Annotated in this window: 9 protein-coding genes and 1 pseudogene; 5 read left to right on the plus strand and 5 right to left on the minus strand. The window is 69.5% G+C overall.

Annotated elements, in window-relative coordinates; all coding sequences use genetic code 11:
- Positions 1-10: 10 nt before the first annotated feature.
- From ACIQV3_RS06885 to ACIQV3_RS06900, 4 genes are read right to left on the minus strand one after another with little or no spacing between them, the layout of a single operon-like run.
- Positions 11-1,759, minus strand: a complete 1,749-nt coding sequence (locus tag ACIQV3_RS06885) for an ABC-three component system protein (RefSeq protein ID WP_403710470.1) — start codon at positions 1,757-1,759, stop codon at positions 11-13.
- Positions 1,734-2,000: an ABC-three component system middle component 6 gene (locus ACIQV3_RS06890; RefSeq protein ID WP_403710472.1), complete on the minus strand. Its 267-nt coding sequence runs from the start codon at positions 1,998-2,000 to the stop codon at positions 1,734-1,736. The genes ACIQV3_RS06885 and ACIQV3_RS06890 overlap by 26 nt, the downstream gene beginning before the upstream one ends.
- Positions 1,997-2,938, minus strand: coding sequence for an ABC-three component system protein (locus tag ACIQV3_RS06895; RefSeq protein WP_403710474.1), 942 nt, complete (start codon positions 2,936-2,938; stop codon positions 1,997-1,999). Before ACIQV3_RS06895 ends, ACIQV3_RS06890 begins: the two co-directional genes overlap by 4 nt.
- A 25-nt stretch (positions 2,939-2,963) precedes the next feature.
- Positions 2,964-3,347: a DUF4357 domain-containing protein gene (locus ACIQV3_RS06900; protein ID WP_403710476.1), complete on the minus strand. Its 384-nt coding sequence runs from the start codon at positions 3,345-3,347 to the stop codon at positions 2,964-2,966.
- A 177-nt stretch (positions 3,348-3,524) separates the two neighbouring features.
- Between ACIQV3_RS06900 and ACIQV3_RS06905 the strand changes: the two are divergent.
- A pseudogene (locus ACIQV3_RS06905) lies at positions 3,525-5,706 on the plus strand (UvrD-helicase domain-containing protein).
- Between the two features lie 120 nt (positions 5,707-5,826).
- Positions 5,827-7,860, plus strand: a complete 2,034-nt coding sequence (locus tag ACIQV3_RS06910; protein WP_403710478.1) for an N-6 DNA methylase — start codon at positions 5,827-5,829, stop codon at positions 7,858-7,860.
- Positions 7,861-7,934: 74 nt separating this feature from the next.
- Here the strand turns inward: ACIQV3_RS06910 and ACIQV3_RS06915 are convergent, their stop codons facing one another.
- The gene (locus ACIQV3_RS06915) at positions 7,935-9,464 is read right to left on the minus strand and encodes a serine/threonine-protein kinase (protein WP_403710480.1); all 1,530 of its coding nucleotides are present in this window, start codon (positions 9,462-9,464) and stop codon (positions 7,935-7,937) included.
- Between the two features lie 155 nt (positions 9,465-9,619).
- Here ACIQV3_RS06915 and ACIQV3_RS06920 point away from each other — a divergent pair, with 155 nt between their 5' ends.
- From ACIQV3_RS06920 to ACIQV3_RS06930, 3 genes are read left to right on the plus strand one after another with little or no spacing between them, the layout of a single operon-like run.
- Complete coding sequence (locus tag ACIQV3_RS06920; protein WP_403710482.1) at positions 9,620-11,389, plus strand: PD-(D/E)XK nuclease family protein; 1,770 nt, start codon at positions 9,620-9,622, stop codon at positions 11,387-11,389.
- On the plus strand, positions 11,382-12,659 hold the full coding sequence (locus ACIQV3_RS06925) for a hypothetical protein (protein WP_403710484.1): 1,278 nt from the start codon (positions 11,382-11,384) through the stop codon (positions 12,657-12,659). The genes ACIQV3_RS06920 and ACIQV3_RS06925 overlap by 8 nt, the downstream gene beginning before the upstream one ends.
- On the plus strand, positions 12,652-16,389 hold the full coding sequence (locus ACIQV3_RS06930; protein WP_403710486.1) for a hypothetical protein: 3,738 nt from the start codon (positions 12,652-12,654) through the stop codon (positions 16,387-16,389). The genes ACIQV3_RS06925 and ACIQV3_RS06930 overlap by 8 nt, the downstream gene beginning before the upstream one ends.
- Positions 16,390-16,430 lie beyond the last annotated feature (41 nt).

Below are 16,430 nucleotides of genomic sequence, written 5' to 3' on the forward strand. Positions count from 1 at the left end.
TAGGCGACCGTCAGAAGTGGAACCCGAACAGCCCGCCTTCCTCGTACGTGTCTTCGAGGCGAGGCTCGATCACGTAGGGCGACGGGTCGAAGCCGCCCAGGCGCGCCCGCTCCAGCTTGTCGGAGTTGAACGTCACCACGTACTGGAGGCCTTCCTCCTCTGCGACCTCCGACGCCAGCGTCAGCGCTTCGGTGACCTGGCGGTCGTCCACCCCGTCGAAGAGATGGCTGTCGTGGACGAGGAAGTCCGGTCCTCGGCCGTGGCGGTGGGCGAGGACCGCGGCCGTGAGGTCGAGACAGAAGATCACCATCTTGTTGATGCCGACGCTGTCCCGGCTGTCGACGTGTGCCGTGATCTCCAGACTGCTCGTGCCCGCCCGAATGGTCAGGTAGGCCTCCCGGTCCTGTCCGTAGAGGCGGCGCGCGAAGCGGGAGAACAGCCAGGTGGCCTCCCGGGTCTGCTCGCCGCGCTCCTCCAGGTCGAGTTCCAGCGCCCCCTGGAGTTCCACCCGCTTCGCGGTGATCTCCCGCTGGCTGGCCTCCATGAACTGCGCTGTCTCGTGCTGCTTGCGCAACGCCTCCAGCGCGGCCTGCTTCTGCGCGAGCAACTGCTGGAGCACCGTCAGACCATCGAGGGCGCCTCCCTCGCGAAGCTCGGTCAGCGCAACGGTGAGCTGCTCACCAAGAAGGGCCCGTTCACGTTCGCGTTCCGCGAGCCGGGCTTCCGTCTCCGTGATCTCCTCCGCGAGGTACCGCCGCCGGTTGCGGACAATGGAGGCATGGAACCCGCGCACGTCCTCGAACGTCCGGTGCACCCGGTTGGGGAGAGTGACGCCCAGCTCCCGGTAGACCGCGTCCACGTACGCCGTGTCCGGGTCATTGGCCTCCTCGACGGCGCGCCGCAGGTCCGCGAGGTTTCGGCGGTCGATGACATCCCGCTCCGGGAGGGAACGGACCCTCTGATCGAGCTCGTCCGCCCGCCGCTGGAGTTCCTCGTAGGCCGGCACCACGTGGAACGCGGCGATCTGCCGCCTGAGCCGGTCCACGTCCCCCTCCGCGACGATGATCTTGCCTCGAAGGTCGGCCGTCGTGCCGACGACCTGATTCCAAGTGGGATCGTTCATCGCCGACCGGAGCTGCCTGCGCGTCGCCTCGCGCGCGGCGATGTCCCGGTAGCCGGAGGCGAGCCGCCAGTCCAGGCCCAGCAGGTACGCGAGGTTGGCGGCCGCCTCGGCAGCCGACTGCTGCGGGTAGGTCCGCACCGGGTCATTGAAGGCGTGCGAGCCCACGCGTCGCACGAGCAGCGACAGGAGGGCGCGCCCCGAGACGCCGGGATGGTCGGCCGGCAGCCGGAAGAGGTCGGCCTCGATCCGCGTGGTCCACTCCGGCAACGGCATCTCATGCGTGAGGCGGAACTCAAAGAGCCCTCCCTCCTCGGCGGCGCCGGGCAGGTCGGTCAGGACGATCCCGGGCGGTGCGCCCCGCCGGCTCACCCGTACCGGTTCGTCCTGCCCCGGCCATTCCATCGTCAGGGTGAAGAGGATGTTCCTAAGTCCCGGGCGGGCTGAGAGGGTGCCTTTGCCTCCCCGCGCGCCCAGTATGAAGTGCAGCAGCTCCACGAGACTGGACTTGCCCGTACCGTTTCGGCTGTCCGTCCTTGCCGCGCCGGCGTGTGCCTCAGCGACCAGGAGGTTGAGGCCCGGGCGGAAGTCGACCGTACGGAACCGCGGATCGTCAGCGCTCAGACGTCGCAGCATCATTCCTCCTTCTGGTCAGCAGGTCGTCACGCAACTCGATCACACCGAGCGCGTACAACACGTCGAGCCCTAGGACGAACCACTGGAAGGAGACCGGCGAATGGTGCCCCAGGCGGATGCGTTCCGCATGGAACCTCGACCAGGTCTGCGTCACGGTCATCGGCATGTCCAGTACTCTCGCGATCTGCGCGCCGACGGCCAGCAGGGAGCGGTCGGGCGAGATCCCCTTGGTCGGTGTGATCACGCGCCGCTCCCGACAGCCACACCCGGTGCCCAACCGTCCGGCGGCACGTCGAAGACGTCGCACCTCTGGAAGAAGTAGGCGATGACGATCCAGGCGCAGTACATGGAGCCGAGGCTCGGATTCGCGTTGCCGAGGATGTACTCCTGCAACGCGCTCCACAGCTTCTCCTGGTTGTCGGTCTTGCCCCTGGTCTGGTCGTAGTACACCCGGAAGCCCTGGGCTACCTGGTCACCTTCGTCCGGCGAGGCGATCCCCGCGTAGTACGCCTCGACGAGGTGGCTCTGCTTGATGCCCTGGATGAGCGCGTCTCGGACGTCACCCGTGAGACGGTTCCACTCGAGCTTGTACTTGTTGACGTCCGCGAGGGCGGCGAGAGGCTCCGCCGTCCGGCGCTGGTCGCCCAGTCGGGCAAGGAGCACTTCGAGGTCGGTGAGGCCGAGGCCGTACGTCTTCTCCTGGACGGGGAGCTCGCACCCCAGCAGATCCTCGGCAGCCATCTGGTCGAGTCTCATGACGTCATTCCACAGGTGGTGCCAGCCGTAGGAAAGCACCCGCAGTGGGCGCAGCTTCTCCTGTGCCTCGGCCATGAGCACGCTCAACTCCGGATGGACACCTTTGAGGTCGTTGATGGCGAAGCGAAAGGTGTCGAACGAGTCCGGACGCTTGGCGAGTGCCTTGTCCAGATCGGAGCGGAATTTCGCCTTGACCTTGCTCATGTCCTCGGTCTGCGGCGAGTAGCAGGCCCAGAGCTCGCGCTTCCACAGCAGAAGCCCGTCGGCGCCCATGTCGCCGAGGTTGCCATGGGTGCGGACCGCCACGAAATCCGGGTGCAGCAGGCTCAGCAGTTGATGGATCAGCTGCTCGAATCGCTCGCCCGGCATGTCGGCCAGCTGCGTACGCAAAGTAAGGCGCGCGAGCATGCGCTGAGTGAAGTCCACGTGTTCGGATCCCCCGTCGGAGTCTTCAGAGCCTGTCGCGCAGGACGCTCAGGGTCGTGCCGTCCTCCGTACGCCAGGCGTCCCACCCGTTGGACTTGCTCTGGGCCACCGCGTCGCAGGCGCCGGACGGGGAGTCGCAGACGCGGCCGTCGGCCAGCTCAAGGTGCCCCTCGGCGGTGACCTGCGCGTAGTGCTCCTGCCCGAGATTGCGGCGCCGCCAGATCAGTCGCTGCTCCGGGCGCAGCAAGCCCGCGTCCAGCAACGGCGCGAGCGCCCCGCGCCGGACCACGGCCGAATCAAGGCCGAGGAGACGGCGCAGCACGGTGTTGGCCGTATCGACCAACGGCTGGGCCTCACGCTGCAGGCACTCGAAGACCTCGGCGTCGACAGTGATGGTGTGTGTGGACATCCGACCTCCCGGTTTTTCTCCAGTTTTTTTCTCTCCATGCGACATGGAGAAAAACTACGGGCGTGCGCGACCCCCGTCAAGGTTTCACTCACCGCCAGCTCTACCCTCCGGAGCTCATAGAGCTGTAAACTCAGTCAACGTTCACACCATGCGTGGTTCCAGGGGAAAGGCAGGGCCGTGCCGCAGATCGCCATCACCAATACCTTCTGGGAGAGCGTGGACCGACTGGACAAGCCGGCCCGCGCCCGCGTCCACAAGGCGATGGGGAAGTTTCAGCGGATGACGGTCCCCCAGCTCCACTCGGACAAGGGCCTGCACCTGGAGTCCGTCGTCAGCTCCCGCGACCCGCGCATGCGTACGATCCGGGTCGACGACGGGCTGCGCATCGTGCTGCTCGCCCCCGACGACGGCAGCGACCTCTTCGTCTTCGTGCACGTCGTCTCCCACGACAAGGCATACGGATGGGCCAAGCGGCGGCTCTACACGGTCAACTCGGTGACCCGATGCCTCGAAGTACGCGACCTCACCGCCCTGGAACAGATCACCCCGCTGTTCGCGCAGGAGGCCCTGGCCGCGCCTCAGCTGCTCTTCGCCACCTGGTCTGACACTGTGCTCCGGCATCTCGGAATCGACGACGTCACCCTGCGCGCAGCCCGCACCATCACTGGCAGGGGGCAGCTGGAGGCCTTCGGGTCGCTGATGCCGGAGGACCAGTTCGAGGCGCTGTGGCTGCTTGCCGAGGGATTCGACGCCGACGCCGTCTACCGCGATCTCGTCGCCGTACGGCAGACCGCTGCGGGCGAGGAAAGTGACGCCAAGCAGGGCGCACTCGCCGCGGCCGTCAGCCGGACCCGCAGCCGGATCGCCCTCGTCACCGGGCCCGAGGAACTCGCCGACATCCTCGCCAAGCCCTTCGACGCCTGGCGCGTCTTCCTCCACCCCACCCAGCGTCGAATCGCCTACCGGCCCGGCTATACAGGCCCCGCCCAGATCACCGGTGGATCCGGCACCGGCAAGAGCGTCGTCGCCCTGAACCGGGTCAAGTACCTCCTCGGCCGCGCACCCGACACGCGGATCCTGCTCACCACGTACACCAGCGCACTGGCCCGCTCCCTGTACACGGGGCTCGCTCTCCTCCTGGACCACGACCAGGCGCTCCTCGGCCGGGTCACCGTCACCACGGTCGACGCGCTCGCCCGGCGTACCGTGCGGGACCTGCACGGGACCCCCGGTACCGTCCTCGGCGACAAGGACGAGCGGCGGCGCTGGCAGCGCCTGTCCCGAACCCTCCAGCTGCCCTGGAACGATGCCTTCCTGGCCCAGGAGTACCGACATGTCGCACTCGCCCAGGATCTGCGCACCCCTGAGGAATACAGTGTCTGCCGCAGGCGCGGCCGGGGCAGCGGGCTGGGGCAGGCGCAGCGCGAGCGGGTGTGGGAGGCGATCACCCGGTTCGAGGACGAGCTCGCCCGCGACCGGTCCTGCACCTGGCTCCAGCTGTGCGCACAGGCAGCCAGGCTGCTGCACGACAAGCCGGGCGCCATGCCCCCGTACGACCATGTGGTGGTGGACGAGGCGCAGGACCTGCACCCCGCCCAGTGGCAGCTGCTGCGGGCGGTGGTTCCGGACGGGCCGGACGACCTGTTCCTCACCGGCGACCCGCACCAGCGGATCTACGACGCCCGGGTCTCCCTCCGATCCCTCGGCATTTCCGTCGCCGGGCGCGGGGCGAGGCTGCGCCTCAACTACCGCTCCACCGAAGAGATCCTGCGCTGGTCTCGGGCACTGCTCGACGGGGAGCCGGTGACCGACCTGACCGGAGACGATCCGGACTCGCTGTCCGGCTACCGGTCCTTGCTGCACGGGGAGCACCCTGTGTGCGAGGGTCACGAAACGGAGCCGGCCGAAGCCGATGCCGTCGTCCGGCGGGTGCGCGAGTGGCTGGCGGCCGGGGTCGCCCCCTCGGAGATCGCGGTCTGCGCCCGGTTCCACACCCAGACCGCGAGGATCGGGGACCGGCTTGCCGAGGCCGGGGTGCCCGTCGTACGGGTCAAGGACGGAGAGTCCGACGACACGGCCGGAGTGCGGCTTTCGAGCCTGCACAGCCTGAAGGGACTGGAGTTCCGCTGCGTGGCCGTAGCCGGGGTGACGGCCTCCTCGTTCCCGTTCCAGACGGCGGTCACGCCGGCCGAGGTCGACCCCCCTCCAGCATGCGGCGGACCTCGCCGCCGAGCGGTGCCTGCTGTTCGTGGCGTGCACCCGGGCCAGGGAAGCTCTGTACGTTTCGTACAGCGGGCGGCCCAGTACGTTCCTCAGCGGAGTGGAGAAGAGGGCGCGAGCAGGCATTTCGGGCCTGTGAACAAAGTCAATGCCCGTAGTAGCCTAACGGGCGCAGGAGGGGAGGCGCGGGTGGCCTGATCACGCACCCGCAGTGGGGGGGAATTGTCCTCATCCAATGAGATTTGCCATGGGAGTCCAGATGTCCACGCCACGTGCCGTACCGGTGACCTTGGCGGAAATCGCCCGTCTCGCGGGTGTGGGGCGAGCCGCCGTGAGCAACTGGCGGCGTCGGCACCCAACCTTCCCCGAGCGGATCGCCGGTACCGACGTCAGCCCGCAGTTCTCCATGACTGACATTGAGAACTGGCTGCGCGACAACAAGAAGCTCGACAAGTCCGTCGAGCGGGAGTGGCTCTGGCCCCGCTTCGAGGCGCTCGGCGGGCGCGACGAGACCGGAGCCGCCGTCGCAGAGGTGGGACGACTCCTCTCCGGCCGGGAGAGAACGGAAGACGAAGAGGCCCTGAATGCGGTCCCGGACGAGACTCGGGCGCTGGTGGACCGGGCCGTGGACCTGGGGCGGCGCGAAGGAGCCGGCCAGACCTTCGCGTTCCTGCTGCGCCGATGGCTCGACGTCCATGTCCGCCAGATCGCCACGACCCCGGAGCCGCTGGCCGCACTGATGGCGGACCTCGCCCTCGGCGTGACGGGCGGCACTGGCAGCATCACGGTCATGGACCCGGCCTGCGGCACCGGCCACCTTCTCATCGCCGCTGCCGAAGCGCTGAAAGCTTCCGCCACCGGGACGGTCACGCTGCTCGGCAGCGATCTCGACGCCGTCCTCGTCGCATTGACGGACGCCCGTCTGAGCCTCGCCGAGGGCACGGAGGAAGGCGCGCGGACTCGCATCGACGTAGAGGCGGGAGACTCGCTGCGCGATGACCCGTTCGCCGACGCCCCAGCCGACGTCGTTCTATGCAACCCCCCCTTCAACGAACGGGATTGGGGATACGAGGAACTAGCCACCGACGCCCGCTGGAGCCACGGACTGCCCCCCCGCACCGAGCCTGAGCTCGCCTGGGTCCAGCACTGCCTGGCCCGCCTTCGCCCCGGCGGCACCGCAGTGCTGCTGCTACCTCCTGCCGTGGCCGCCAGGAAGGCAGGCCGGCGGATCCGCGGCTCACTGCTGCGCACTGGTCAGCTGCGGGCCGTTGTCGCGCTCCCGCCCGGATGCGCCCCGCCGCACAGCGTCTCGCTGCACTTGTGGGTGCTGCGCACGCCCTCACCCGGGGAAGAATCGCGAGTCGGCGGCCGGCTGCTGGTCGCCGACGCCTCGTCGCGCTTCCCCCGGTCCCCGGCACGGGAATGGGCTCCCGACTGGGCGGCGATCGGCGACTTCGTACGCGGGACCATCGATGACGCCGACTCTCCGCACGTTTCCGCCTACGCACGCCAGGTGCCGGTCATCGAGCTCCTCGACGACGAGGTCGACCTCACGCCCGGACGCCACATCACCCCGTCCCCCGCAGACCTTGCGCCCCGACTGGCCGAATCCTGGGAGGAATTCACTGGACTGATCGCGAGCATGAGCTCTTCGGCCCGGCTACTTACAGCCCTCGACCTTTCGGCGGCCACGGCCGACACGCCGACGGCGACCACGGTCTCCGAGCTGGCCCGTGCCGGGGCGCTCACCGTGCGCGGCGGCCAGCAGCCCCCCGAGGAGTCGATCCGCACCGGCCGGTCGTCGGACGACGACATCCCGCTGCTCACGATCCCCGACCTACTGATGGACGCCGAACCCCGAGGCTGGCTCACTCCCGACGACGCGGCGGCCCACGAAGCCGTGATCGCCGAACCCGGGGACATCGTGGTGGTCGGAGTGACCCGGGCATTCTCCGCATGGGTCCACGAGGGTCCACCGACCGCCCTCGGGTCGCAACTGCACGCCGTACGGGTGCAACCCGAGCAGCTCGACGCCTGGTTCCTCGCCGGTTCGCTCCGTGCCCCGGCCAATGCCCGGCAGGCCGGAACACACACGATGAGCTCGTCCCGGATCGACATCCGCCGCCTCCAAGTCCGCCAAGTGCCCCTCGGCGAGCAGCGCCGCTACGGCGAGGCGTTCCGCGAGGTGGCGACCTTCGAACGGATGGTGCACCGCACAGCCGGCCTCGGCGCGGACCTCGTTCGTGACCTCGGCGACGAACTGGCGGCCGGGCGCCTCGCGGGCGGGGCATAGGACCTCGGGTTGCCCCGCCTCGCCGGCTCGCGTTCACACTGTCGGGCCCGAGGAGGTTGGCCAGTCTGGGGCGTTCACCGGAGGCGACCACCCGGCGGGTCATCACGCCTCCACGCCTCCCGGTCGGCGAGCCGGGCCGTGAGCTGGGTGTCGACTTCGCCTCGTACAGCCTCAACTCTTGCCGCAAGGTCCGCTGGCAGGCCCGCCGCCGTGTGTCCCGCCGCGTCGACGGCAGTGATGACGGCGTCCAGCTCACCGAAGGCGAGACGGCACTCGGCCAGGCGCAGCCGGATTACCGCGCGTTCGGCGCGCTCGGCCGGACCCTCCCCGTGGATGAGGTCAGCATCGATTCCCCGGTAGAGGCGCGCGGCGGAACCGAAGTCACCGGCGAGCCGCAGCCCGTCCGCCGCCCCCCGCCACACACGGCGCACCAGGGGGCGGCGCTCTCCCCACTCCTTGCGGACCCGCGCCGTCAGCCCGCGCAGGCGGCCGGCCGCGTCACCCGGTTCGCCCGAGGCGATCTCGGACTCGGCCTGGATGCAGAGCTCCTCGACCACGCGTCCGTCCAACCACTCGTCCTCACCCGGCGCGAAGGCGGCGGGCGGGGGGGAGAGGGCGCGACCCTGCCTTGAATCCCTGTCCGGCGGGCAGCGCAAGGGGGCAGTGGGGTCGGGGCGGGTGCGCGGCCGCGGCTCGGGGTCACCGAGCTGGGGCCCGCACGCGGCGAGGGTCTCCACGACCTCGTCGACAGCCGGGCGGTGCTCAGGCTTCTTGGCGAGCATCCGCACCACCAGGTCGTCGATGCCCTGGGGAAGGCCCGCGGCGTACACGCTCGGCGGCAGCGGCTCCTCGTGGAGGTGCATATCGGCCAGACCGGAGTCCGCCCCGAGCGGGAACGGGGGTCGCCCGGTGAGGAGTTCGTAGAAGACGCACCCGAAGCAGTAGACGTCGGTCCGCGGAGTGGGCTCCAGCTCCAAGAGCTGCTCGGGAGCCAGGTATCCGCGCGTCCCCAGGGTCGATCCATGCGCCGTGTACCGCGTGGCATCAGCGCGCAGTGGCTTGGCGATGCCGAAGTCGATGAGGATGACCGCACCTTCGTCGTCGATCATGACGTTGGCCGGCTTGAGATCCCGGTGCACCACGGGGAGTGTGTGAGCGCAGGCGAGCGCCCTGGCGACCTGCAGGGCGACGGCCACGGCCGCGGCCAGGGGCAAGGGACTGTGCTCGTCGAGGAAGGTCCGCAGGCTGACCCCCTCCACCAGGCGCATGGCGATGTACGGCACCCCCTGGTGCGCTCCGCTCCGGTACAGCTCCGTGATGCCCGGGTGGTCGAGCGTGGCCAGGAGACCGGCCTCCCGTCGGAACCGGGCATTCCTGACAGCCAGTTCGGCGACCCGCTCGTGCGGGTCGAGGCCGTACAGGGCTTCGGAGTCGTGGCGCAGGAACTTCACGGCCACCTCACGCCCCACGAACGCCTTCTGACCCGTGGCCACCTCGCGGGCCCGCCAGACGTGCGCCATCCCGCCTTTGCCGAGGGACTCCCTCAACTCATAACGCCCGTCGATCAGATCACCCGCGCAGGGCTTGTACGCATCCGCGTCCACCGCCATACCCCTTCACCCTCCCGCACCATCAGCTACACCAGAGTAACGTGAAGGATGCTCCGCGTGAATCATTCATGGACTTAGTTCACAGATCTATGGCATGCTCGAATGGCGCCCGCTCCTCGGAGTCCCGTCGGTCTGGGTGCCTCCTGCCCATGCCGCCCTCCACGGGGGTCACCATGCAGAACTCATCGGGTGTCGTCGGCCACGACTGGCTGATCAAGGCGAGCCCCCGGATGGCCCGTCCCGACGCCGCGGCCTGTCCGACCCACCAGCGCACCGCGATGCTCCCCTTGCTCGTCGCCGAACCGGCCGTGCCGTTCCGCCCCGCCCCACGCGAGGAGTTCGGGTTCGGCCCACTCTTCACAGCCCTCGACCTATGGGAGCACGACCACTGGCCCGTGGAGCGGGTACGCGAAGAACTCCGGCGCACCCGTGGCCCCTTCCGGGGGTGGGGTGCACCGGTTCACCCCGCCCACCTGTCATGGACGGCCCACGCCTTGGAGCGCTACGTGGCCGCCCGCACCCGGGAACAGGCCGCCGCCATGGAGGCCGGACTACCACCGACCACACCGGTCAGGCAGCCGTGGACGTGGCGTACCCGCCGCACGGACGCCCCCGACACGCGCGGCGCCCGACAGTACGAACACACCTTGTGGGGCCGCATGTACGCCTCCGGCGACGAAAGCGTGCGCGACCTATGGCTCCCGTCCCTGGGCCGGGCCAAGACCAGCCGCCCCGACGCGGAACTCGCCGCTGTGGCGCAGGTGATGGCGTACGGAGTGCCCACACGGCGGCGCAAGGCGCGCGCCGAGCCCCCACCCGAAGCGACCATCGCCATCCACCAGCCCGGGCAGGTCCGCGTCTTCGACATCGGATGCGCCGACGGCTCCGTCGAAAGGCTGCTCTCCGAGGGTCCCAACGAGGCGAGGCGGCGTTTCGAGGCCCACGCGGTGCCCGCCTTCCTCTCGGCAGCTACCGGAACCGGCACCCAGCCAGGCGAGAGCTGTGTCGACTGCAAGGCCGCCGCCGGCTGCGCGGACCTCAAGCGCACCCCGCAGTTGTGGGGCGGGCGGCCCCCGACCCTGGCGCGCAAACGCCGCTCCGTCTCCGTCTGGGACCTGCGCCTGCACGCCGAATGCCCAGCGCAGTACCACCTCGTGCGGCGCCTTCACCTCAACGACCTGTCCGCCGAGGGTCGGGGAGCGCAGCGCGGCCGAGCCGTGGACGCCTGGCTCGACGCCCAGCACGCCGAACGCCCGGTGCGCGGCTGCCGAGACCGTGAAGTCCCCGGCCCGACCGCGATACGGGCCAGAACCGGGCTCGATGACGCATCCGCGCACGAGGCCGCCGGCATGCTGGCCGAGCACCGGCTGCTGTGCCCGCTGAACGGACTCGACGCCGAAGAGCAGGTACTCGTACAGCACCGGGTGACGGCCTACGTACCGGAACTCGATGTCGTTGTCCTCGCCGTACCCGACCTGGTGTATACCCACCGCGGCCGGTGGATCTGGCGCGAGACCAAGACATCGGCCCGCCCTCTGTGGGAACGGCAGTCCCTGCTCCACACCTACCCCCAACTCGCCTTGGGCGTCCTGCTCTTTCACGCGGGCGCGCTCGGTGACGACCCGCACCGTTCCTGGGTCGAACTGGAGCATCTGCGCGAGGGCCACGGCGAGAGCCGGCTCGAACGAATCGACCCCAGCCGCGGGGAGATCGTAGACGAGGCCCGGACGGTCATCGCCGAACTTGCCCAGCCGCTCCTGGACGACACCACGTACGAGCCGAGGACCGGACGCCACTGCCACGGCTGCCAGGCACGGACATGGTGCCGACCCGGCACTGCCTACGTCACCGACCATCCGCGCCAGGAAGCCATCGACGCGGCGCCCCCGCAGCGAGGAGACACCCCGGCCCATGACTGAGCAGCAACTCGTACCGGACTGGCTGTCCAACCCCGACGTCGTCCTCCTGCGAGACGTCGCCACCGCCGTCCTGCACCTGGCGGCCGTCGACAGCCTCGACTCCTTCACTCTCCCCTACCCGGCCGCCGCGCAGAGGGCCGTTAACGCCCTCGTCCTGCAGTGCCTGCGCAACGGGGCCGCACCCCCCGCCGGAGTGCCCGAGATGATGCGCTGGGCGCGCAACCGTCCCCTGGCCAGCTGGCCCCTCGACCGGCTGCCCATCGACCTGTTCGACACTGCCGACCGGCTGATCGACAAGGACTCGGGAGAGCCCTCGCAGCTCTGCCACGAACTCGCCGTGCGGGGATTCCACGGCGACAGCACCGGACGGCAGTACGACCGCATGGTCATTCACGAGGCCATGCGTGCCTGCCGCGCCATGTCGTCACCCGAGTCGTACACGGCTTTTCGTCGCCTCCTGGTCACCCAGCCGGTCCTCACAGAGGCGGACTGGGCCGAGGTCAGCACCGACCTCTTCCTCGACCCCGTCCGCTACCTCATCGAGGAGATCTACGCCCCCGTCCCCCTGGGGTTCCGGAGGGGTGGCTCGTACCTTTGCTGCCACCGCTGCCTGACACTCCTCCACCCGGTGTCCGAGACCGACTGGTGGTGCGAGCGCGACCAGTGCCGCTACCAGGGCCCCGCTCCGCACGGGCGGGCACTCGTCACGGCAGAGGTAGGAGAGATCCGTCAGCTGCGAAAGCCACTGCGCCAGTTCGTCACCGGCCCCGGGCAGGCCGAGACCTCGCTGGAGAACGGGCTTCGCGCCTTGGGACTTGCCGTCGAGATGTGGCCGGGTTTCGACGCGTACGACTTGCGGATCACCTTCCCCGACGGTCACGTGTGGGCCGTCGACGTCAAGGACTGGGCGCACCCCGCCTTCCTCGGGCGTTCCGCGACCGCGGTCCGCGCCGAACCCCCGTACGACGAGGCCTGCTGGGTGGTACCGGACTTCAGGGTGCGCGCGCGCCGTGACTACCTCGCCGTCTACGCAAAGGAGCGGGCCGAGGCAGCAAACGGCCTGAGTCTCCTGACGGACAAACAGCTGAGACAGGCCGCAAGGCTGCGGATGTCCGGTCAACGCGGGCCGGAGGCATCCATCGGGGCCCTCCAGACCGGCCCCACCATGCCGGGAACTGAGCGGAGAGGCGCTCACACTGCGCCGCCCCCGCGCCAGGCGGATCCGGTACCGACCGACGGTGCCGCGAAGGATGGAGCCGACCATGCGTGACCGCAGCAGCTGGTATCAGCCGGTCGTCAGCGCCTTGGGCCCCTGGCCCGAGGAACACGCCCGGACCCGGCCCTCCCTGCTCTGCCAGGTCGAACTCGCGCTGTGCATGATGGAGACCGTGGCCCCCGGCCACGCCGCCGAGGGAGCGTGGCCGCTCCTCGGAGGCTACGGCCTCACCTTCGCCTCGGCAGCGAAGCTCCACACCGGCACGGCGGAGCAGACCGCCCTCGCCGCGGCCCGGCACTTGCTCTGGCCGATGCGCCGCGGCCGAATGTGGCGGCAGAGCCTGGACGCCTACCTGCACCTACCCGAACGGCTCCGCGCCTACCAGGTCCCGGCGGCCGGGGAGCCCGCCTACCGGGTACCACTCAAGGTGGCCGCCGATCGCTTCACCGTCTACGACGACGTGCTCTCGCGCCTCCCCGACTTCGCCGTCAACCCACTTCCCCAAGCCGCGGCGGGCGAGCACCGCTTCATGGACCGCCGTCACCGACGCACGTCCGTCACAGTCCCCGCAGACCTCGTACGGGACGCCCTGCCCGGCCACCCCCTCACCGCCGGACGCCCGGCCACCGCGAGCCACCTCGACGTGCCCCTCGACGAACTCGCTGACGTGGCCCGGTGGATGGACGAGGAGGAGCGACACAGGGGCCTGAAGGCCGGAAACTGGGAGCAGCGCCTCGAACACCTCGACCTCGACACCCGTGCCCCGGACGGGAAGGCCTTCGAAGCCGCGTCCGCACTTCCGCTCGATCAGCTCACGCACCTCGTTGGTATGGTCGGCGCCGGCAAGTCGACCCTGATGACACTGATCGGCGTATGGGCGCACCGCCGGGGGCTTCGCAGCACGCTCGTCGTCGGTGACGTGGCCGAACAGCTTTCCCTCACCGAGCTGTTCCGCGCACTCGGTCTGCGTGCCGCCCTGATCCAGGGCGGCACGACCCGTCCGCAGCACACCCAGCGACTCCACCGCAGGCTCGCCGCACGTGGAGAGCACTCGCTGCTGGCCCACACCGGCCCGGTCTTCACCCACCTCAGCACCGCCTGTCCCCTGGATGCCTTGCGCGCACTCGACACATCGGAGCCACTGCGCTACGTCGACGCACCCTGCGGCGCCCTCCATCCCACGCTTCGCAAGAAGATCAACGAGGAGCCCGCGGCCGACCAGGCCGTACGCGAGCTCGAACATGCTCGAGGCGCCCACGGGAGGCAGATCCTCATGGACGACACCGACGAGGAGGGCCTGGGCACCCCGCACGCCTGCCCACTGTGGAGCGCCTGCCCACGGCACTCCTCCGCGCGCGATCTCGTGGACGCGCTGATCTGGGTGGCCAACCCCGCCAGCCTCGTCCAGACGGCGGTACCGCGCCAGCTCAATGCCGAGCGCCTGCGCTATCTGGAACTGGTCTGCCTGCGCAGCGACATCGTGATCGTCGACGAGGCCGACCGCGTACAGATGCAGCTGGACCAGATGTTCGCGCCCTCAGCCACACTCGTCACCACTGGCGTCTCCGACTCCTGGCTCGACCAGTTGCAGACCCACGAGATCGCCGAACTTGCCCGTCAGGGACGACTACAGCTCTCCGATCAGGACGTGGAACGGTGGTCCGCCGCTTTGGACGTCGTCGGCTCCGCCGCCGACCGGCTGTACGCCATGCTCATCGACGACGAAGGGCTGAGGAACTGGGCTCAGATCGACTACTTCAGTGCGTGGACGCTTCAGGAAAAGCTGCTGCACGCCTGGTACCCGCCCGTGCAAGGCAGGGCAGTCGGTCGACCGGACGACCCTGAGGAATGGGAGGTCGAGGACGAGATCGAGCTCTACGAAGACGGTGAAGGGGAAGCGGACAACGGCAACACCTCTATCCCAGAGGCCCCCTGGGTGCGGAGGCGCACCGAGATCACCGAGTTCTTCGACACGTTCCGCGATGATCCGCTCGGTGGGCGCGGCCCCTATCTGACCCCCTCCGACCAACTGATCGCCCTCACCCACGACGTCCTCCACACCCTGGATGAGAAGAGGACACGGCATCGCGTCCGCGCGCTCCTCGACTCCCTCCTCGTTGGAGCACCGGAACTGGAACAGCGCACCCTGCCCATCGTCAAGCACGGCAGGGAACCGGCGCCGGAGGACGTGCCTCTCACCGAGGAGTGGCGCGAGCTCAACGCGCGTCGATTGGAGTTCGTCCTCGTACTCGCAGCCCTGCATCAGCGCCTGGACCGGGTGACGTTTCTGTGGCCGCAGGTGGAGGCCGCGATGCGACTCGACCCGGCAAGCCACGAACTGACCCGCCGCCCGCCCCTCGACTATGCTCCGCTGCTGCCCGAGGCACCCATGGGTAATGTCCTCGGCTTCCAATACCTGGTGGACGAACGGGCTGCGGCCAGCAACAAGGACGGGCACCGCACTGGGACCCTACGCTTCTTCCGCTGCGCGGGCGTAGGCCGCGAGCTGCTCCTCAACCTTCCCCAGCTCGGCGCCGATCCCGGCCGTGGGCAGTCCGGCCCACACGTCCTGCTCATGTCGGGCACCAGCTGGGCCGGCACCTCCACCCGGGCCCATGTCCTCGCACCCGTCCGGGCCGTACTCAAGCCGCAGAGCAAGGCTCTGCGCTCCATCCGGGACACCGTGTTCCGTACCGAGTTCCTCTACGACGCGGCCGGGCAGCCGATCCGGCTCTCCGGGCAGGACCCCGACAAACGCGAGGACGTCCTGCGCCTGATGATCGACCGGCTCGCCCGTCCTCGGGGCGACGGAAGTTCCTCCCCGCTGCAGAGCGAACTCGCCCAGATCCGCGACCAGCGCCGTAAGCGCGCCCTGCTCCTAGTCGGCAGCTACGCGGAGGCCAAGGTGGCCGCCGCCGCCCTGGATGAGATCCCGCGCTGGCACGGCAGAGTACGCGTCCTGGCCGCTGACGACGCCGAACTGGAGGCCACGGGAGACGGCGCAACACCGGCAAGGGGTGCGGCCCAAGGCACCGGAGCCGTGCGGCGCGGAGACCTTGCCGCCTTCGCTGAGGACGCGGACGCCGAACTGCTCGTAGCGCCCCTCCTCGCCGTCGAACGAGGGCACAACATCCTCACCACCGCGCAGCGTCCGGGCGAGGAGAACGTAGCGGCATTCGGGACGGTGTTCTTCATGGTCCGCCCGCACCCCCGCCCCGACGATCTCTCCCTTGCCATCTTTGCCATCAACGATTGGGCAAGCCGCTTCGTGCGCGGTCAGCTAAGGACCACAGAAGGAACATTCAGTGACTTGGTGGCCGAGGCCGGCGGCCTGGACGCCGCCGGGAGCGCCTTCAGGACCACCGCGCGACGTGTCTGGCGACACGTACTGTCACGGCCGTACATCTACTCCTCGCTCTCCGACGAAGAGAAGGAGTCCTTCGTCTGGGACCAGCTCGTCACCATCTGGCAGGTCATCGGGCGTCTCGTCCGCGGCGGCGTACCCGCCCGCGTCGTGTTCGTCGACGCGGCCTTCGCACCACAGCTCGCGGCCTCCCAGGCACCCGACACCGGGCGGGAACGGAAGCGGCGCCGCGCCAGCGATCCCGGACTGCTCGTACGCCTGCGAGACGTCCTCGCCCCGTACTTCGCAGAAGTCGGCACGGTCCCCCTCGGGGCGCACGCCGATCCCGCCGATGCCGAACTCGTCAAGCTGCTCTATCGCCCGCTCTACGAGGCGCTGTGTGCGTTGGGTACGCCTCCCGGTTCGCGAAGCACCAACTAATGCACTGCAACCGCCGGCGGGTTGAAGGCTGATGGAGACCC

The organism is Streptomyces sp. NPDC099050 (assembly GCF_044759865.1).
GTDB lineage: Bacteria > Actinomycetota > Actinomycetes > Streptomycetales > Streptomycetaceae > Streptomyces.

Bases quoted from the DNA above. Each gene is read 5' to 3' on its own strand.
- ACIQV3_RS06885 (WP_403710470.1), bottom strand. From the start codon at position 1,759: ATGATGCTGCGACGTCTGAGCGCTGACGATCCGCGGTTCCGTACGGTC.
- ACIQV3_RS06900 (WP_403710476.1), bottom strand. From the start codon at position 3,347: ATGTCCACACACACCATCACTGTCGACGCCGAGGTCTTCGAGTGCCTG.
- ACIQV3_RS06910 (WP_403710478.1), top strand. From the start codon at position 5,827: ATGTCCACGCCACGTGCCGTACCGGTGACCTTGGCGGAAATCGCCCGT.
- ACIQV3_RS06920 (WP_403710482.1), top strand. From the start codon at position 9,620: ATGCCGCCCTCCACGGGGGTCACCATGCAGAACTCATCGGGTGTCGTC.
- ACIQV3_RS06925 (WP_403710484.1), top strand. From the start codon at position 11,382: ATGACTGAGCAGCAACTCGTACCGGACTGGCTGTCCAACCCCGACGTC.
- ACIQV3_RS06930 (WP_403710486.1), top strand. From the start codon at position 12,652: ATGCGTGACCGCAGCAGCTGGTATCAGCCGGTCGTCAGCGCCTTGGGC.